The organism is Bacteroides sp. MSK.18.37 (genome assembly GCF_019129155.2).
GTDB classification, from domain to species: Bacteria; Bacteroidota; Bacteroidia; order Bacteroidales; family Bacteroidaceae; genus Bacteroides; species Bacteroides ovatus.
Window position 1 is genome coordinate 751,956 of record NZ_JAHOIB020000001.1, and the last position, 19,231, is coordinate 771,186.

Consider the following 19,231-nt stretch of genomic DNA (forward strand, 5'->3'; position numbering starts at 1 on the left):
GAATATGAACAGAAAACTATTACTCATGGCAGTGGCGGTCACCGTAACGACAGCCGTACACGCACAGTATGTAACGTACAACCATGATTCGCCGAAGCAGAATCAGGTAACGGTCATGGAAACCGGTACGGGCGCACTCTCGCCCGACCTCTATTATTCCGTGCTGCACAACAAATACAAGAAGTCGGCGGCGGCCAAAAACAAGCTCTCGTTCCGCACACTTGCCGGTATCAATCTCTACAACCAGGTGGACGAAGCGGAAGCCATTGATTCGGCTTTGGTCAAGCGGGCGAAGGTCGAGGCGTTGAACGTTGCCGACCGGCAGGCGGACATCGCGTGGCTTGCCGAGGGCGATAAGGTCAGCAGACAGATGGACCGGTTCCGGCGCAACATCGACCGTATTCTCCTGTCCGGCGGTACTCCGGCCGACAAGGAACGGTGGACGGAATACTACCACGTCTATCAGTGCGCCATCAACGCCACGAAAGACGCCTATATGCCAAACGCCCAGCGAAAGAAGGAGTATCTGCGCATCTACGAGGATGTGGCACGGCAGAACGAGATTTTAGTGAGCTACCTCGCCAAGCGTCAGAACGCAACGGCAACAAGCACACTGCTGAACGCAACGGACAACCGTACCCTGCATAAGGGCGGCATTGTCCGCAATGCCATGAGCCGGTGGCAGGAATCACGCCTTGCGGTGCGTGGCTCGCAATCGGGCGGCAACGGAAACGGCGAAGATGACAACGAGAGTGTAAACAGAGGGAAATAAAAAGACAGGGCTATGGCAAACGGAGATATACTTTCGGATTTCGGCATCAACCTGTTGGAGGAGGAAATAGATGATGTCATCTTTCAGACCAACGAGTTTCTGACGGACGCGACTTTTACCGGTGCGCAGGGACCTTTTTGGTGGATATTGCAGATGTGCATGGCACTCGCGGCACTGTTCTCCATCGTCATGGCGGCAGGTATCGCCTACAAGATGATGGTAAAGCACGAGCCGTTGGACGTTATGAAGCTGTTTAGGCCGCTTGCCGTGTCGATTATCATCTGCTGGTGGTATCCGCCTGCGGACACGGGTATGGCGGGGAGCCGGAACAACTGGTGTTTTCTGGACTTTCTGTCCTACATCCCGAATTGCATCGGGTCGTACACCCATGACCTGTACGAAGCTGAAGCTTCACAGATATCGGACAGGTTCGAGGAAGTTCAACAGCTCATCCATGTGCGTGACACGATGTACACGAACCTGCAGGCGCAGGCGGATGTCGCCCACACGGGCACATCCGATCCCAACCTGATAGAGGCGACAATGGAGCAGACCGGCGTGGACGAAGTGACGAACATGGAAAAGGATGCGGCGAAGTTGTGGTTCACGTCTTTGACGGCAGGAGTCATCGTGGGGATAGACAAAATCATCATGTTGATTGCCCTCGTGGTGTTCCGAATCGGTTGGTGGGCAACGATTTACTGCCAACAAATCCTGTTGGGAATGCTGACGATTTTCGGACCGATACAGTGGGCGTTCAGCATCCTGCCGAAATGGGAAGGTGCTTGGGCGAAGTGGCTGACACGCTATCTGACGGTGCATTTCTACGGGGCGATGCTCTACTTCGTGGGCTTCTATGTGCTGCTGCTCTTTGACATTGTATTGTGCATCCAAATCGAGAACCTGACGGCGATAACCGCCAGCGAGCAGACGATGGCTGCCTACCTGCAAAACTCGTTCTTCTCGGCAGGCTACCTGATGGCGGCTTCGATTGTAGCCCTCAAGTGCCTGAACCTTGTTCCGGACTTGGCGGCATGGATGATACCGGAGGGCGACACGGCATTCTCTACCCGAAACTTCGGCGAGGGCGTGGCACAGCAGGCGAAGATGACGGCAACCGGAGGGTTGGGCGGCATCATGAGATAATCCGCAAAAGATAATATAAACCCAATAAAAATCATAACAACATGAAATTGCAAGAGAAAATCAAAAGTTGGTGCAAGGATGAGAAATTCATGTCCTTTGCACAGGAACGAGCGAGAAAAGAGGTTTGCGAGGTGACGGAAAACCACCGCATCGACCCGCAGTATGAAGAACTGGACGAAGCCTTCGAGTACGACGACCGGTACATCGCCCCCTTGGTGACGTACCTGACGTACAAGCTGCGTCTTGCCCTGCTGCAGCGGAACGCAGGTAAGCGCAAAAGAGGAATCTGGTGGGTGCTTGTCCACGTGGAGATGCAGGGCTATTACGTGGAGATATTCTCGGCGGAGTTCGAGAATCTTTTGACGGAACTTCGGGATGCGGTCATACCCATGCTGCACACGGAATATGTACAGATGTTGAACGGTAAAAGGGAATAACCGATGGTCATCAAGAATTTGGAAAACAAAATAAGACTGGTGGGCATCATCTGTACCGCTTTTCTCGTGGGATGTGTCATCATCAGCTTGTCAAGTATCTGGACAGCCCGGACGATGGTCTCGGATGCGCAGAAGAAGGTGTATGTGCTGGACGGCAACGTGCCTATCCTCGTGAACCGCACGACAATGGACGAAACGCTTGACATGGAAGCTAAAAGCCATGTGGAAATGTTCCACCATTATTTTTTCACGTTACCGCCAGATGACAAATACATCCGCTATACGATGGAAAAAGCGATGTATCTGGTGGATGAGACGGGGTTGGCACAATACAACACGCTCAAGGAAAAGGGTTTCTACTCCAACATTTTGGGTACGAGTTCGGTGTTCTCCATCTATTGTGACAGCGTGGCTTTCAACAAGGAGAAGATGGAGTTCACTTACTACGGACGGCAACGCATTGAGCGGCGGAGCAACATCCTCATGCGGGAACTGGTCACGGCGGGGCAACTTAAGCGTGTGCCCCGAACAGAAAACAACCCGCACGGATTGCTTATCGTGAACTGGCGAACCCTGCTGAACAAGGACATCGAACAGAAAACGAAGATCAACTACTAAACAACGGAGTTTATGAATATCAAGGGATTCAGGCGGATGCTCTTCGGTGAAAAGATGCCGGACAAGAACGATCCGAAATACAAAGACCGTTACGAGCGGGAGGTGTCCGCCGGACGAAAGTTCGCCCAAGCGACACGCATTGACAAGGCTGCCGCCAAGGTGCAGGGATTCGCCAACGCACACCGGATACTTTTTCTGGTCATCGTCTTTGGTTTCGCTATCGGAGGGTTCACTTGGAACATCTATCGCATTACAATGGCATACCGCAACAGCCGGCCGACACGCACGGCGACGGAAATGCAGGATTCGGTGCTACGGGAAAGACACAAGAGGCTGCAAGGGGGTGAAATAAGGGAAAATCGGAACGAGAACAAGAAATATGAACCGCAATAAAGGAGTGCTTATGAATACACGATTTGAAAAATCAGTCCGCTCGTCGGACGAATGGTACACCCCGAAGGAGGTGTTGAAAGCGTTAGGCAGGTTCGACCTTGACCCTTGCGCCCCTATCCGTCCGTTGTGGCCGACCGCCGAAGTCATGTATGACCGGAACATGGACGGATTGTCCCTGAAATGGGAAGGGCGTGTATGGCTCAATCCTCCGTACTCGCGTCCCCTTATCGAACAGTTTGTCCGAAAGCTGGCGGAACACGGCAACGGCATCGCGCTGTTGTTCAACCGTTGCGATTCCAAAATGTTTCAGGACGTCATTTTCGAGAAAGCGACGGGCATGAAATTCCTGCGCCACCGCATCCGGTTTTACCGCCCGGACGGAACACGCGGCGATTCTCCCGGTTGCGGCAGCATCCTGATCGCATTCGGAGTGGAAAACGCAGAAGTGCTGAAAAACTGCAGCATTGAAGGCAAGTATGTACAACTCAATTAAAAGATGTATGATGAAGATATTTGATAAAATCAATTTCAGGGAGCCGAAGTATATGCTTCCGGCTGTCCTGTATATCCCGCTTCTGGTTGCATCGTACTTCATCTTCGACCTGTTTCATACCGAAACGGCGGAGATTCCGGACAAGACGCTGCAGACAACGGAGTTTTTGAACCCCGATTTGCCGGATGCCCGGCTTAAAGGCGGTGACGGCATAGGCAGCAAGTACGAGAACATGGCCAAATCATGGGGTAAGATACAGGATTACTCCGCAGTGGATAACATAGAACGAGATGAACCCGATGACAACAAGGAAGAATATGAATCGCAATACACGGTGGACGACATCGCCTTGCTCGATGAGCAACAGCAGGAAAAGGCTGCGGCAGCGCAAATTGCCGATGCCAAGACACGCGAGCAAGAAGCTCTCGCGGAACTGGAGAAAGCCCTTGCCGAAGCAAGGTTGAGAGGACGCAATGAGGTATTACCGGCGACCGATACGGACAGTACCGCATCGGCGCAACCCCCGACGGCAACCATAGAGGTCAAGGGAAAAATAGAGGAAGAGAGCCGTTCGGTAAAAGCCCCGTCAGAGAACGAACCGCCCAGCGAAGTGGTACGCAAGGTAAAGACGGCTTCGGATTACTTCAATACGCTTGCGGTCAATGCCCGTGAACCGAAACTGATAAAGGCCATTATCGACGAGGACATCAAGGCGGTGGACGGCTCGCGTGTGCGGTTGCGTCTGCTCGACGACGTGGAGATCAACGAGTGCGTGGTCAAACGAGGGTCGTATCTGTATGCCACCATGAGCGGCTTCTCGTCGGGGCGTGTGAAGGGGAACATCACCAGCATTCTCATCGAGGACGAACTGGTGAAGGTCAGCCTGTCCCTTTACGACACGGACGGCATGGAAGGGCTTTATGTACCGAACAGCCAGTTCCGGGAAACGAGCAAGGATGTGGCAAGCGGTGCGGTGTCGGGGAATCTGAACATGAATACCGGCAGTTACGGCAACAGTCTCTCGCAATGGGGAATGCAAGCCGCTACGAATGCCTACCAGAAAACGAGCAATGCCATCGGCAAAGCTATCAAAAAAAATAAGGTAAAGCTGAAATACGGCACTTTCGTCTATCTGGTGAACGGACGTGAGAAACAGTAAAAACGGAAGCCATGATAGAGATTGACAACATATATAATATGGACTGTATCGAGGGTATGAAGCTCATGGCGAACGGCAGTGTCGATGCCGTGATAGCGGATTTGCCTTACGGCGTGTTGAACCGTAGCAACAAGGCGGCACACTGGGACAGGCAGATACCGCTCGAAGCGTTGTGGAAACAGTACCGCAGGATCACCAAGCCGGGAAGCCCCGTTATCCTCTTTGCGCAGGGCATTTTCTCGGCGCAACTCATGCTCTCGCAACCCCGGATGTGGCGGTATAACCTCGTGTGGCGGAAAGACCGGGTAACGGGTCACCTGAATGCCAACCGGATGCCGCTACGCCAGCATGAGGACATCATCGTGTTCTACGACCGTCAGCCGGTATATCATCCTCAAATGACGCCGTGTCCACCGGAACGGAGGAATCATGGACGCCGCAAGACGGACGGTTTCACGAACCGCTGTTACGGTGAAATGAAACTGGCTCCGGTGCGTGTTGCCGAAGACAAGTACCCGACCTCTGTCATTTCCATACCCAAGGAACACAAGACAGGAGCATTCTATCATCCGACACAGAAGCCGGTAGCCTTGATAGAGTACCTGATACGTACCTATACCAACGAGGGCGATGTGGTGCTGGACAACTGCATCGGTTCGGGTACGACCGCCATTGCCGCCATCCGCACGGGGCGGCATTACATCGGATTCGAGATTGAACCGACGTATTGCGAAATTGTCGGACGACGGATTCGGGAGGAACTGGAACGTGGTCATGGATTAAAGAAAGCGAAATAAGGGAAATAAAGAAATAAACAATATCAACAGAAACGATATGAACAAGAAAATAATTGTAACTGCATTTCTTCTGGCGGCAGGACTTTTTGCCACACGGAACGCACAGGCTCAGCGTACATACGAAGAGATGGAACGGCTGACTGTCAATGAACAGGTAACGACCGTCATCACAGCCACGGAACCGGTCCGCTTCGTGGATATTTCCACAGACAAGGTGGCGGGCGACCAACCCATTGAGAACATCATCCGGTTGAAGCCCAAAGAGACGGGACACGAGGACGGTGAAGTGCTGGCCATCGTCACCATCGTAACGGAACGCTATCGCACGCAGTATGCACTCATCTACACCACGCGGATAAGCGAGGCGGTGGCAGACAAGGAAATTCAGCTACAGGAACGGGATGCCTACAACAATCCTACGGTCTCGATGTCCACAGCCGACATGGTGCGTTTTGCAAGACGGGTGTGGAACTCGCCCGCGAAAATCCGCAACGTGGCGACCAAGGCGCACCGAATGGTAATGCGCCTGAACAATATTTACTCGGTGGGCGACTATTTCTTCATCGACTTTTCCATCGAGAACAAAACGAACATCCGTTTCGACATCGACGAGATACGGGTGAAACTGTCGGACAAGAAACTTTCGAAGGCAACCAACGCGCAGACCATCGAGCTGACGCCTGCCCTGGTATTGGAACACGGCAAGACGTTCAAGCACGGCTACCGGAACGTGATTGTCGTGAAAAAGATGACCTTTCCGAACGACAAGCTGCTGACCATCGAAATGACGGAACAACAAATCAGCGGGCGCAATATCAGCCTGAACATTGACTACGAGGATGTGCTGTCGGCCGATTCATTTAACACCGCTTTATTGGAGGAGGAATGACGATGAAAAAGACGATAATACTGATGCTTGCCTGCATGTGCGTCTTCATGAATGCAAGTGCGCAGCGTAACAGCGGCCGCCTCTCGCTTGGAGTGGGATTGCTGTATGAGAACGGCATGGACGTAACGCTTGCTTACGAACATGAAATGAACTACCGCCATGCGTGGGAGTTTTTCGCCAACGGCTATCTGAAATGGACGGAATGTAAATCTTGCGGTCATATTTGTCCGGAATCCTTCTGGCGCAACTATCGCACTTACGGTTTCGGTGTGGCGTACAAACCTTGTGTGGTGCGTGGACGCAACCATTACGGCAACTTGCGTATCGGAGCTTCGGCAGGGAGCGACACGAACAAGTTTCTTGCCGGAATCCATGTGGGTTACGAGCACAATTATGTGCTGCGGTCGGGATGCACACTGTTCTGGCAGGTAAAGAGTGACATGATGATAAAAGGGGCGGATTTGCTGCGGACAGGTATCGTGCTGGGGGTGAAACTGCCGATAAAATAAAGGAAAAACAAAAAACGAAAATAACATGATACGAAAGATTCAATGGTTTGCAATGGCAGTGACGGCGGTATTGTGCGCTGCCTGTGACGCCCATATCGACGTACCTGATACGGCGGTACGTCCGGGACATATTCTCTGCGAGGACGGTACGGCTTTATCCTACGTACAGTATGAACAGTCGGGAAAACGGGCAATAGCGGTTGTCTTCGATACCGAACACCGTGAAGGTACGGAAGGGAACGGCTATGCGGTTTACCTGTGGGACATTGCTCCGGCAGCTTTTGCCGACAGCCTCGGTGTCGCACAAGGGACGTCGGCCGACATCGAGGCTTTGGACGGGAACATGAACACCTTTGCGCTGTACGACACACGGGAGACGGCTTCGCCTATGGCGGAAGCGGTCTTTGACCTGTGGCGGTACGGACAGAGTGCCTATATCCCGTCGGTGGCACAGATGCGGCTGCTGTATGCCGTCCGGGAAACCGTCAATCCTGTCATCGAACGGTGTGGCGGCCATCCGCTGCCGTTGGATGAAAACGACTGCTGGTACTGGACATCGACGGAGGTAACCGGACAGGAAACGGCGAAAGCGTGGCTTTACTCGACAGGAAGCGGTGCGATGCAGGAGACCCCGAAGACACAGGCGCACAAGGTGCGGCCGATTATCACACTGAACAGGTAGGAACGAAAAGAGGGAAAGGACAAAGACAATGGAAGAAAGCAAGGAACTACAAGGATTTTACAAAATATTCCGTGCGGTCATCTATATCTCCGTGCTGATGGAGTTCTTCGAGTATGCCATAGACCTTGCCATGCTCGACCACTGGGGCGGCATATTGATTGATATACACGGGCGCATCAAGCGATGGATGATCTATAACGACGGCAACCTCGTGTATAGTAAGATAGCGACCTTCCTACTCATCTGCATCACTTGTATCGGCACACGCAACAAAAAACACTTGGAGTTTGACGCACGCAGGCAAGTGTTATATCCACTTATCTGCGGATTGTTCTTGATTGTGTTCTCCGTGTGGCTGTACCATCATACGATGGAAACGAGGCTCTACACCCTGCCGCTGAACATCATCTTCTATATGGCGGCTACGCTGGTCGGTGTGATATTGGTGCATATCGCATTGGATAACATCTCGAAGTTCATCAAGGAGGGACTGGGTAAAGACCGGTTTAACTTCGAGAATGAAAGTTTCGAGCAGAGCGAAGAGAAGGATGAGAACCAGTATAGCGTGAATATACCGATGCGGTACTATTACAAAGGTAAATTTCGCAAGGGATGGGTGTCGATAAGCAACTGTTTCAGAGGAACATGGGTGGTTGGAACTCCAGGTAGCGGTAAGACGTTCAGTATCATAGAACCGTTCATCCGCCAACATAGTGCCAAGGGCTTCGCGATGGTGGTCTATGACTACAAATTTCCGACACTTGCCACTAAACTTTACTATCATTACAAGAAAAACCAGAAGCTCGGCAAAGTGCCAAAAGGATGCAAGTTCAACATCATCAACTTCGTGGATGTGGAGTACAGCAAACGGGTGAACCCCATTCAGGCAAAGTACATCAATAATCTTGCGGCGGCGAGCGAAACGGCGGAAACCCTGTTGGAATCCCTGCAGAAAGGCAAGAAAGAGGGAGGCGGAGGCAGTGACCAGTTCTTTCAGACTTCTGCCGTGAACTTTCTTGCCGCCTGTATCTACTTTTTCGTGAACTACGAGCGGGAACCCTACGATGCAAACGGAAAGAAACTGTATGCGGAGAAACGGCAAGATCCGCAGACGAAGTTCTGGAAGCCGACGGGTGTCGTTCGTGACCGTGAGGGTGGCAGCATCGTGGAACCTGCCTATTGGCTTGGAAAATACTCGGATATGCCGCATATCCTTTCATTTCTCAATGAGAGCTACCAGACTATTTTTGAGGTACTTGAGACGGACAACGAGGTCGCGCCGTTGCTCGGCCCGTTCCAAACGGCCTTCAAAAACAAGGCGATGGAACAGTTGGAAGGTATGATAGGTACGCTGCGTGTCTATACCAGCCGTTTGGCTACAAAGGAATCTTACTGGATATTCCACAAGGATGGGGACGATTTCGACCTGAAAGTTAGTGACCCCAAGTCACCCAGTTATCTGCTGATAGCCAACGATCCGGAAATGGAAAGTATCATCGGAGCGTTGAACGCTCTGATATTGAACCGTCTCGTTACCCGTGTGAACACCGGGCAGGGGAAAAATATTCCGGTCAGCATCATCGTGGATGAGCTACCGACACTGTATTTCCACAAGATAGACCGACTGATAGGTACGGCGAGAAGCAACAAGGTAAGCGTAACGCTGGGTTTTCAGGAGTTGCCGCAGTTGGAGGCTGACTACGGAAAAGTGGGAATGCAAAAAATCATCACGACAGTGGGCAACGTGGTAAGCGGTTCAGCTCGCGCAAAAGAGACACTGGAATGGTTGTCGAATGACATTTTCGGCAAGGTGGTACAGGTCAAAAAGGGCGTGACGATCGACCGGGACAAAACGAGTATCAATCTCAATGAGAACATGGACAGTCTTGTACCCGCCTCGAAAATTTCGGATATGGCGACGGGATGGATTTGCGGACAGACGGCACGTGATTTCGTGAAGACGAAAACCGGTACGGGAGGCTCGATGAACATTCAGGAGTCGGAAGAGTTCAAGACTACAAAGTTCTTCTGCAAGACGGATTTCGATATGAGGGAGATAAAAGCGGAGGAAGCGGCCTATGTACCGCTACCGAAGTTCTACACTTTCAAGTCGAGGGAGGAACGGGAACGCATCTTGTATAAAAATTTCATACAAGTCGGACAGGATGTAAAAGACATGATAGCGGATGTACTGAACAAGCGTGGGGCGAAATAAATCAAAATCCCTGCAATAATTTACGTGGTTATTGCAGGGATTTTTGTAGTATGCTCGGCACGAGCATTGTCTAACGGGTGGAAGTCCCGAGTAAGCCCTAATAGCGGGAATTACATAGCCAAAGGCAAGGGTGTTCATCGTGAGGTGAAATCTGAAAGAAGCTGGCGGCAAACATCTGACCTAACGAACAGAAACTTCATACAAGGCATATGACCGTGGGTAAGGTTGCTACACAAACCAAAGCCCTATAGCTATTCGGAACGGTCGGTGTAAATGAAGTGGGTATAAGATGGAAAGACAATGCCCTTATCCGAGGAGGTCTCACGGACACTTCAAATAGTTTTTTTTTACGAAAGAAGTGGAGTAAAGCTTGCTGTGAGAAGTCAGCAGACGCCATAGTAGTGCAATACTCGATAACGCTGCACGAAGGGCTGAACCTAACAATTAAACGATAGTAATTGAAACATACCTCATGAAGGAAAGAATGCAGAAAACATTATCCCAAGTTAATGGCTGCCCCCAAAGAGATAGGTCGGAAACCGAATGGTATGGGGGAGTGCAGACCTTCATGTGGATGTGTGAAGACAACATCGTGGAAGTACCATTCGACAAGGAACACCTTTTCGAGCAAATCCTCAGTCCTTCAAATCTCAGCCGAGCCTACAAGGCAGTGATGAGAAACAAAGGTTGTGGTGGTATCGACAAGATGTCGTGTGAGCAACTGCTCACATGGCTTTTGACCAATAAGGATGAACTCATCCGTTCCTTGATGGACGGTTCTTACCGTCCGAACCCAGTGAAAAGGGTAGAAATACCCAAGGACAATGGCAAGCTGCGCCTGTTGGGAATACCTACAGTAGTAGACCGTTTGGTGCAACAAGCCATCAACCAAGTACTGACTCCCATCTATGAGAACCAATTCTCCAAGACGAGCTACGGCTTCCGTCCGAGAAGAGGATGCCATGACGCACTACGAGGAGCGCAAAGGATAATCAACGAAGGCTACATATATGTAGTAGACCTTGACCTTGAACGCTTCTTCGATACCGTGAGCCATAGCAAACTCATAGAAATTCTCAGCTGTACGATAAAAGATGGCAGAGTGGTCAGCCTTATACACAAATATCTACGAAGTGGTGTAATGAACAAAGGCTTGTTTGAAGCGAGCGATGAAGGAACTCCCCAAGGAGGACCGCTAAGTCCGTTGTTGAGTAACATCATGCTCAACGAATTGGATAAAGAACTTGAACGCAGAGGGCTTCCCTTTGTACGCTATGCCGATGACTCGATGATATTCTGTAAGTCCAAGAGGGCTGCAATGCGAGTTAAGGAGTCTATAACCCGATTTATAGAGAATACTCTATATCTCAAAGTCAACAAGGAAAAGACCGTAGTGTCGTATGTGCGTGGGGTGAAATATCTGGGTTATTCCTTTTATGTGATGAAAGGCAGATGCCAACTCATGGTGCACCCAAAGTCCAAAGCCAAGATGAAGTCAAGGTTGAAAGAACTGACAAGTCGCAGCAACGGATGGGGATATGCCAAGAGGAAGCAAAAGCTGAAAGAATACATAAAAGGGTGGGTCGGCTATTATCACCTTGCCAATATGAAGCGTCTCTTGCTTGAGACCGACGAATGGTTAAGGCGTAGAATCCGCATGTGTATATGGAAAGCTTGGAAGAAAGCCAAGACAAAAGTGGCAAACCTCATCATATGTGGTATCAATAAATACCAAGCATACGAATGGGGTAATACTCGCAAGGGCTATTGGCGAATAGCTGACAGCCCTATTCTAAAAAGGGCGATAGATAACAATAAACTACGCTCCGCAGGGTATGCTACTTTAATGGAGGCGTATCTCGAATGGTATCCAAAATAGGAACCGCCGTATGCGGAACCGCATGTACGGTGGTGTGAGAGGTCGGTAAACACGAAAATAGGAGATAAACACCTATGATTAGTGTTTACCTCCTACTCGATTTCCATTCAGCTACCCGAAATCTTGCGGACATAAATGAATCATCTGACAGTTTCCGATTTGGAATCGTTTTCCGACAGCAGATTTTGTAATTTGTCGATGTCCGGTAGAGTCTTGCGCAAATTTTCCGGCATTTCTTGGGCTGTGCGGTATGTCGCCACGCCCATAGGCTTATCATAGTCGCGCACCATGATTTCGACAAACTGGCGGTTGGCATCCTGACATAGGACAATACCGATTGAAGGGTTCTCGTGCGGTTTCTTGTCGGTCATATCATATACAGTCAGATAACCGCTAAGCTGTCCGAGATAATTCGGGCGGAACTTGCCCCGTTTCAATTCCACGATTACGCTGGCATTCAGTTCTCTGTTGAAGAATACAAGGTCAGCAAACATTTCCTCTCCGGCAACTATCAGGCGATGCTGACTGTCGATAAAAGTGAAGTCGTTTCCAAAACGGAGAATGAACTGCTTGATATTGGTTACGATTTGGTTTTCGATGACCTTTTCGTTCCAGTCCTGTTCGCGTTCTCCCACATTCTCCAGATTAACCATTTCGAGCATATACTCATCCTTGAACGCCAATGTCGCTTTTACGGCATAAATGGCTTCGGGCAGCACTTGAAGGAAGTTGCTCGGCAAAGATCCGCGATTTGAATAGATGTCTTCTTTCAAGTAATTTTTGAGAGAGGATAGCGACCACGCATTTTGAGCGGCACAATGGATATAGAACAATCGTTCTGCGATGTCTTTTGAACGAGTCAGGATTTCAATATGATGTGAAAAGCTAATCTTGACAAAATCGTCCCAGGTAAATTCGGTATTGACCGGTTGCCCGATAAGTTGCAGCAGTAGATGCTCGTCAATATCCAATTCGCCCAACGCTGTTGGATGAATTAAAGCCGTACCCTTTTCCGACGAATGGTTTTCCAATTCGCCCAACACTGTTGGACGAATTAAAAACGTCCTCCATTCCTCATAGAATGAGCGCATCCGTTTCAACCCCGATTCAGAAAAGCCGTGCAGACCGGGCAACTCCCGTTGAAGGAGCTTTGATATGGTAGGCAATGCTTTAGTACCCCAACAGCCGATGCGGGAATTTTCAGACACGAATTTCCCCACTCCAAAATACAACGAGAGAGTTTCTTTGTTGACCGCAGCCGCACTTCTATACCGGCAGCGTTCGATGGCATGTTTGATTATCTCTACTGCCTCTGCATATTGTGTATAATCCGATGGGATAACTTGTTGTTCCATATACATACGTTTTTGTGCCGCAAAGGTACGAAAAATACGGGATATACAGGGCAGAATGCCAACATATTATAGTGCCGTGTGGGTCTTATTCGGTATTTTTAGCGTTCCGGTTTCCTGCACTCGCTTTGCTGCCAATCTACTCACTTAGATGTTCATGTGTCTGGGGCGTGCCGAGAAAGCCGGTAGCGGTGTGGATAAGATTGTGAGCGGTTGGCAGTCTTTGGGTTGGCCGCTTCCTACTGTAGCCGAGGAAACACGTCCGGACTATGTTGTGCTGACCTTGCAGTTAGGGATGAAAACCCGACAAGAAAACCTCGCAAGCAGGATTTGAGAAAAGAGCAAATCTTGGAGTTCTGTGTTGAGCCGCAATCCCTATCTGATATTTTGCAACATTTAGGATTGAAAGATAGGGAAAATCTTATGGAGGTCTATATCAATCCGATGATTGGTGCAGGGGTATTGGAAATGACGGAGCCGGACAATCCCACAAGCCGTAACCAGATGTATGTAACGGTAAAAGTGGAACAAGAATTTCAAAAGTAAGTTTATAATAGGATATTGCGGCTTGGACGCATCCAACCTCATACAAATAACACTGCCCGCGTGAAAATGGGGGCAGTGTTATTTATATGGTAGTTCGCTTATTTAAGCTCGTGTACCGCTTAAAAGTTCGGCAAGTTGCCGGTCGCAGAATTTATCGTATTCCTCCTTGTCTGTACCGCTTTCGATAGCCCGGTCGATAACATCGCCCAGTTCGTCGAAGCAGACTTCTTCATTGACACACTTTGCATTGCTATCATCTTCTTTCAGTAGATAGACCTCGTAGTAATCAGAGCCGTTGAGAGCGATAACGACATATCCGGCGTGTAACCGTCCGTTTACTTTCAGCCGCAGTGCCGGTAATTCTTGGAATACCGTAGCGACAAATTCGCTGACTCCCCACGACATAAAGACGGGTATGGGGGTAAATGACAGTAATTGTTCTTTGATGGTCTGTGCGATGTGCATTACATACTCTTTATCCATAACTTTGATTTTTAATATGATTATTGATTTATGTTAGTTGAACCATTCGGGGTTATCCTCTTTTAATTCCGTGATGAGTTCATCGTCCGGTAATTTGAGGGTCTTCGCATCGGCGAAAAAGAAAACCTCGTCATATATTTGTTCGGCTTCCTTACTTGCAAAACCTTCGCTCTCGTCCTCGAAACTGCCCGGATGAAGTGCATCGAGCAGAGCGGTAGAGCCGATAAGTAGTTCTTCACCTTCGTTGGATTTCACGATACGGCAGATGTAGATATTGCCGTCAAATTGTAGTTCTTTCGTTTTCATACGCCTGTTATCTTAATGGGATATGTCTCCCGTTTGCCTTGAGGTATTCCATGATACACTTCGCTTCTTCGTGCGATGCACGGTTGCGGTCATCGTAATTGCGTGTCTCGTCTGCCATGACCACGATACACTCCTTTACCAACCTGTAAAGGCTTTGCTGCAGCGTGGGGTGCATTTCGGGGATAGCGGCTGCAAACCGTTTGGGATTGAAGCCGTAATCGTTCACTGCTCTTTCCCAGTCTTTGGCGAGCTGGTACTCCTTGCTTTCCTTGATGTTGTCCATAATCTTGAATTTTAATGATTTGTTTTTTATTCCCTCCGTTCGATTCCTTTCTGTCGGAACCGCTTTGGGATTTTATAGATGCGGTAAACGGTTGTCGGTACAGCTTCATACGGGAGGCTTTTCCTGCCAATTACTCTTTCTGAGGGAAGGAAGAATTTGCAGGAAATACATTTCAAGCCGCCGGATCAAGCGCGACGGCCGACCTTTGCATCTGATAAAACCAAACCGGGGCTGACAGGGAATGAAGCTGGGGAAACGCTATAAAAGGGAAGTTGAAAATGGTAAAAAAGAGAGGAAACGAAAGCTATGAATGGAGGAAGGGTGGGTGGTGACGGGTTCGTCAGAAAGTTAAAAGAGGTACTTGGGTCCTTTGTCCGGAGCATACAAAAATGAATAGAGGGCGGATTTCCCCCCCTATTCGTTATGACAACAACATTTGTCAGGCAGCTATTTCTTCCGTTTGCGGTTCGGTCTGTGCTTCCGCTTCGGGTTGCGGTTCATCGGGTTGTTCCGCTTCCTGCGTGGCTTGTTCCTGCAAAGCGGCTTTTTTTTCCTTAATGCGTTGGTGCCGCTTTTCGTACACTTCATTATATCCGTCTTGGATATTGGCAAGTTCTTCGGGCATATGCTTTTGGGCGAAGCCAAGCAACAGGGAGGCTGTGGCGTTGTTACCGAATGCGTCCTTGAAATTGGCAATCAGATAATCCCTGCGGATAACGGCTTTCTGCTTGGCGGTAAGGTTCTCGATGATGCGCATTTTGTCCTCGCTCGTAAGGTAGTAATAAGAACCTTTATCTTCAATTCCCACCTCATTGAAATGCTCTTTGCGGAGTGAGGAGAGCAGGAAGAAATACACCATTTTCTCCTCGTCCTGTCCAAATTTGCGCTCTGACATATCGACCTCTAAAATCCGCTTTTTGGTGTCTTCAACGGTCTTTTCGAGGGCAATCTCCTTGTTGCGTTTGTCCTGCTTTTCCAACTTCTCGATAGGTGAAAGCGGCATTTCGGTTGCTGTACCGTTTACGGTGGTAGCGGTATTTGCAACATAGCACAGTGTAATGTCGTTGCTCTCAATACGGAGATAGAGGGAGATTTCTCCTGCTTCGCTTCGGGTGCGGATTGCTTCGCATTTTTCGGTGTAACCGTTCAATTCCTGCCCGTAATCCTTTTCTGCATCCTCGTATTCCTCGGTGGTATCATAATCCTCTTTTTGAGGTGCTTGGGGGCTTTCGGGGTATTTCGTTGCATAGGTTTTAAGGCTTTCCACTTCGTAGCCCATAGCGGTAAGTCGGTCGATGACAGCTTCATTGTAATTGTAGCTTTCGTGGCAGAGGGGAACGGCAGGGTGCTGTTCCATGAGCCGCATAGCCTTTTCGGTAAGGTGCGATGTGTTCATTTCCACCAAGCAAGCGCGGTTGGCGCAATTTCCGCAACCACCCTCACAGAACAACATCATATTATTGGTATTGTGAGGGCATGAAAGACAAAGAGTTTTGTCGAATGAATAGCGATTGAGGTCTGCGGTGTATTGCCGTTCGATGCTTTGTGCCACCTCGGAAGCTTTCATGCCTCGCCAACTATTGTACTGCACCCCCTCTTTCAGATGTTGGTCGTACACCTCACGCTGTATCTCTTCCCCATAACGGCAGATTTCACTTGCCACGCTGATTGTGATTTCGTCCTGCTCCAACAGCAAAGCGATTTCGGGTATCAAGGAAACGAATTTAAGTCGTGTACGGATATATGCCTCCGTCTTGCCGAACTGCACGGTCAAGGACTGTACATCGTGGCGACCGCTGTCTATGAGCTTTTGGTAGGCGTTGGCTTCCTCAATCGGGGTCACATCCTTACGCTGCAGGTTCTCGGTAATCGCCATTTCCTCGGCTGTCTCGTCTGAAATTTCCATGACGATAGCCGGAATTTCCGCCAATTCAGCCATGAGGGAAGCACGGTATCTGCGTTCTCCGAATACAATCTCGAAACGGTTGTCCGCAATAGGGCGCACACCGATAGGCTGAAGCACTCCCTGCTGACGGATGCTCTCGGCAAGTTCCGCAAGGCTTGTCTCGTCAAAGTTCTTACGTGGGTTGTAGTTACTCGGCTGAATGTCTGCCAATGCTACCGATGTGATGTTCTTCTCTACTGCTTGAACTGCTGTTGTTGCCATAATCATAAAATTTAATTGGTTGATATTTGATTTTTTTATTTTCCCTTTTTTCGGTTCTTTTCTCTGCCTGAACCGCTTGGGATTTACAGATGCTTCAAGGGACTGACGAACAAGCTATTTTCAACGCTTTTTCCGGAAAATTACTCTTTCGCAGGAAGGAAGAATTTTACGAGAAATGCACTTCAAAGCGGTGAAATCAAGCGCGGCAGTCCAAATTTGCGTCTGGAAAACCAACCGGCGATGGCAGGAACGAGGCCGGACAAGCGGCAAGTGGAATAAATAAAAAAGTAATACAACCATGCGGTTATAAGAGGTAATAGAACAGGAGAACACCCAGGAGGGTATAAACAGGAAAAACGCTACCTTGTGGACGTGCCCATAAGATAGCGGTATGCTATAAAAGGTATATCGGATGGGGACTACAACCGCCGTACCGGTTATTTCTCGTGCTTTTCCAAATACTCTTTCATCGCCTCGTTCACGATGTCCCGTAGAGACATATTCTTTTCGATGGCGAGGTACTTCATCCGGGTATGAATACTTTTGTTTATGACAAAGTTGCAATGTACAGCAGGCTCTTTTTCCGTTTTGACCGGTGCAGGTTCTTTCTTTTGCGTGGACTTCCCGGTGGATGACAGCAAGCCGTCCAGTCCGCTTCTCATGCCGTTTTTCAATGAATCACTTTTGCCCATATCGTTTTTATTTTAATTTCAACACTTCTTTTGCTAACTCCATGTAGTCCTTTGCCCCGTTGCTGTTCTTGTTATACTCAAAGATATTCATGCCTTTTATCGGAGCTTCGGCCAATGATACATTGTCCCGGATGACGGTCTTGAATACCTTGTCGCAGAACGATTCGCTGATTAGTTCCGCCACACTTTTGTTGAGCGTCTTGCGCTTGTCAAACTGGGTGATGACAATGCCGCCGATATTTAGGTTTGGGTTCAAACGTTCCTTGACAATCCCGACCACATTTGTAATCTTTGCCATTCCGCGCATGGCGAGGAACTGCGCCTGTACCGGGATAATCAGGAAATCCGCCGATGTGAGGGCGTTCAGTGTCAGCAAACCCAGCGAGGGCGGACAGTCAATCAGGATATAGTCGAATTTACGGGTTTCAAGCAATTTTGCAATCAGCCCTTTTAGTATTAATTCCCGCCCCGGCTCGTTGATAAGCTCGGATTCTGTCGCCGACAAATCGAGGCAGGACGGTACAACGGAAAGACCGTTTTCCAACTCGAATACCGGTAAGGTATATTCGCCTTTCATCGCTCCGTACACCGTCCGTTCCTCTTCGATGGAGAGACCGCAGGATTCCGTGAGGTTTGCCTGACCGTCCATGTCGATGAGCAGTACACGCTTTTTCTTCTGCTGCAATGCGGCAGCAAGATTGATGGTGGTAGTTGTCTTTCCGACACCGCCCTTGTGGTTCAAAACTGCGATTATTTTTGTCATAATTTCGTGTCTTTATATCTGATACAAAGATAATACTATTTTTAGTATTTACTATTATTAGTGTATACTATTTTACTACTTTTGTATATTTTAGTATTATAGCATCTACTACTATACTAAAATACTGATTGACTAAATGTAGTGCATTCTATCATTTCTGATGGGATATTTCCTAATATCCTACTTTACTAACCTTAGTATATACTACATTTAGTATTTGTTGTATAACAGCAAAATAAGCTCATTTTGGAATTAGTCTTATAAATCATCATCATGCGCATTAGATAAATTCTGTCTCAAGTGCTTCCAACAAGTCGTGTATTTGTTTTTCCGCTTCCTCCATATCCGATACAATGTCCTTGATGTGGTAAGGTGCGCCATTTTTACCGTGCCCATCATTTCCAATCCATAGATAGGCTTCGTAATCCGTGTCAAAACCCTCGAAATATTGTTCCATGTCAGCAATGAGGGTATCAATGTCCTCACATTTCATTTCGGCACTGAAATTAAAATCCTGCCCATAGTTGGTATAGCGTTGGAAGTCGAACTGAATATTTGATTTATTTTTGTCATCCACACTTATACTCCAGCCTTTGCTTTGGGATATTTCCGTTACTTTTTGTATCTTTTCTTGAGCGGTCATAGTTTTG

23 protein-coding genes are annotated in these 19,231 nt (G+C 48.8%); 15 read left to right on the forward strand and 8 right to left on the reverse strand.

The window, feature by feature from the left end:
• Positions 1-4: 4 nt before the first annotated feature.
• The 13 genes from KSX81_RS03280 (at position 5) to ltrA (ending at position 11,989) form a co-directional block, all read left to right on the forward strand.
• Positions 5-772, forward strand: a complete 768-nt coding sequence (locus KSX81_RS03280) for a DUF5045 domain-containing protein (protein WP_004320453.1) — start codon at positions 5-7, stop codon at positions 770-772.
• Positions 773-784: 12 nt separating this feature from the next.
• Entirely contained in the window at positions 785-1,918 is a 1,134-nt protein-coding gene (locus KSX81_RS03285) for a hypothetical protein (RefSeq protein ID WP_004301341.1), read from the forward strand.
• A gap of 41 nt (positions 1,919-1,959) precedes the next feature.
• A complete protein-coding gene (locus KSX81_RS03290; RefSeq protein WP_004320474.1) occupies positions 1,960-2,355 on the forward strand; it encodes a hypothetical protein in 396 nt (131 codons plus the stop codon).
• A gap of 3 nt (positions 2,356-2,358) precedes the next feature.
• On the forward strand, positions 2,359-2,973 hold the full coding sequence (gene traK / locus KSX81_RS03295; RefSeq protein ID WP_004320476.1) for a conjugative transposon protein TraK: 615 nt from the start codon (positions 2,359-2,361) through the stop codon (positions 2,971-2,973).
• A 12-nt stretch (positions 2,974-2,985) separates the two neighbouring features.
• A complete protein-coding gene (locus KSX81_RS03300; protein WP_004301338.1) occupies positions 2,986-3,366 on the forward strand; it encodes a hypothetical protein in 381 nt (126 codons plus the stop codon).
• A 10-nt stretch (positions 3,367-3,376) separates the two neighbouring features.
• Complete coding sequence (locus KSX81_RS03305; protein ID WP_004320479.1) at positions 3,377-3,859, forward strand: DNA N-6-adenine-methyltransferase; 483 nt, start codon at positions 3,377-3,379, stop codon at positions 3,857-3,859.
• 7 nt (positions 3,860-3,866) lie between these two features.
• Positions 3,867-5,018 carry a conjugative transposon protein TraM gene (traM, locus tag KSX81_RS03310; RefSeq protein WP_005680011.1) on the forward strand — a complete coding sequence of 384 codons (1,152 nt, stop codon included), beginning with the start codon at positions 3,867-3,869 and terminating at the stop codon, positions 5,016-5,018.
• A gap of 11 nt (positions 5,019-5,029) precedes the next feature.
• The gene (locus tag KSX81_RS03315; RefSeq protein ID WP_004320483.1) at positions 5,030-5,815 is read left to right on the forward strand and encodes a DNA-methyltransferase; all 786 of its coding nucleotides are present in this window, start codon (positions 5,030-5,032) and stop codon (positions 5,813-5,815) included.
• Between the two features lie 37 nt (positions 5,816-5,852).
• Positions 5,853-6,704: a conjugative transposon protein TraN gene (gene traN, locus KSX81_RS03320; RefSeq protein ID WP_004320485.1), complete on the forward strand. Its 852-nt coding sequence runs from the start codon at positions 5,853-5,855 to the stop codon at positions 6,702-6,704.
• A complete protein-coding gene (locus KSX81_RS03325; RefSeq protein ID WP_004320486.1) occupies positions 6,701-7,213 on the forward strand; it encodes a hypothetical protein in 513 nt (170 codons plus the stop codon). Before traN ends, KSX81_RS03325 begins: the two co-directional genes overlap by 4 nt.
• 25 nt (positions 7,214-7,238) lie before the next feature.
• Positions 7,239-7,895 carry a hypothetical protein gene (locus KSX81_RS03330; RefSeq protein ID WP_004320488.1) on the forward strand — a complete coding sequence of 219 codons (657 nt, stop codon included), beginning with the start codon at positions 7,239-7,241 and terminating at the stop codon, positions 7,893-7,895.
• A 28-nt stretch (positions 7,896-7,923) separates the two neighbouring features.
• The gene (locus KSX81_RS03335; RefSeq protein ID WP_004320491.1) at positions 7,924-10,110 is read left to right on the forward strand and encodes a type IV secretory system conjugative DNA transfer family protein; all 2,187 of its coding nucleotides are present in this window, start codon (positions 7,924-7,926) and stop codon (positions 10,108-10,110) included.
• A 472-nt stretch (positions 10,111-10,582) separates the two neighbouring features.
• Complete coding sequence (gene ltrA, locus KSX81_RS03340; protein ID WP_004320493.1) at positions 10,583-11,989, forward strand: group II intron reverse transcriptase/maturase; 1,407 nt, start codon at positions 10,583-10,585, stop codon at positions 11,987-11,989.
• Positions 11,990-12,129: 140 nt separating this feature from the next.
• Here ltrA and KSX81_RS03345 read toward each other — a convergent pair whose 3' ends face one another.
• Positions 12,130-13,344, reverse strand: coding sequence for a PDDEXK nuclease domain-containing protein (locus tag KSX81_RS03345; RefSeq protein ID WP_004320495.1), 1,215 nt, complete (start codon positions 13,342-13,344; stop codon positions 12,130-12,132).
• A gap of 148 nt (positions 13,345-13,492) precedes the next feature.
• On the opposite strand from KSX81_RS03345, the gene KSX81_RS03350 reads away from it, so the two are divergent.
• Both KSX81_RS03350 and KSX81_RS03355 read left to right on the forward strand, forming a co-directional pair.
• The gene (locus tag KSX81_RS03350) at positions 13,493-13,675 is read left to right on the forward strand and encodes a hypothetical protein (protein ID WP_008782490.1); all 183 of its coding nucleotides are present in this window, start codon (positions 13,493-13,495) and stop codon (positions 13,673-13,675) included.
• Positions 13,676-13,764: 89 nt separating this feature from the next.
• Entirely contained in the window at positions 13,765-13,887 is a 123-nt protein-coding gene (locus tag KSX81_RS03355) for a Fic family protein (RefSeq protein ID WP_004320497.1), read from the forward strand.
• 102 nt (positions 13,888-13,989) lie between these two features.
• Here KSX81_RS03355 and KSX81_RS03360 read toward each other — a convergent pair whose 3' ends face one another.
• From KSX81_RS03360 to KSX81_RS03390, 7 genes are all read right to left on the reverse strand, one after another.
• On the reverse strand, positions 13,990-14,370 hold the full coding sequence (locus tag KSX81_RS03360; protein ID WP_004320499.1) for a hypothetical protein: 381 nt from the start codon (positions 14,368-14,370) through the stop codon (positions 13,990-13,992).
• Between the two features lie 33 nt (positions 14,371-14,403).
• Positions 14,404-14,676, reverse strand: a complete 273-nt coding sequence (locus KSX81_RS03365; protein WP_004320500.1) for a hypothetical protein — start codon at positions 14,674-14,676, stop codon at positions 14,404-14,406.
• 7 nt (positions 14,677-14,683) lie between these two features.
• Complete coding sequence (locus KSX81_RS03370; protein WP_004320502.1) at positions 14,684-14,959, reverse strand: hypothetical protein; 276 nt, start codon at positions 14,957-14,959, stop codon at positions 14,684-14,686.
• Positions 14,960-15,398: 439 nt separating this feature from the next.
• Positions 15,399-17,126 (reverse strand): ParB/RepB/Spo0J family partition protein, encoded by a 1,728-nt coding sequence (locus KSX81_RS03375; RefSeq protein ID WP_004320504.1) that lies wholly within the window; start codon positions 17,124-17,126, stop codon positions 15,399-15,401.
• 437 nt (positions 17,127-17,563) lie between these two features.
• Positions 17,564-17,818, reverse strand: a complete 255-nt coding sequence (locus tag KSX81_RS03380) for a hypothetical protein (protein ID WP_004320506.1) — start codon at positions 17,816-17,818, stop codon at positions 17,564-17,566.
• 7 nt (positions 17,819-17,825) lie between these two features.
• Positions 17,826-18,581 carry a ParA family protein gene (locus KSX81_RS03385; protein ID WP_004320508.1) on the reverse strand — a complete coding sequence of 252 codons (756 nt, stop codon included), beginning with the start codon at positions 18,579-18,581 and terminating at the stop codon, positions 17,826-17,828.
• 280 nt (positions 18,582-18,861) lie between these two features.
• A complete protein-coding gene (locus KSX81_RS03390; protein ID WP_032529814.1) occupies positions 18,862-19,224 on the reverse strand; it encodes a hypothetical protein in 363 nt (120 codons plus the stop codon).
• Positions 19,225-19,231: the final 7 nt, after the last annotated feature.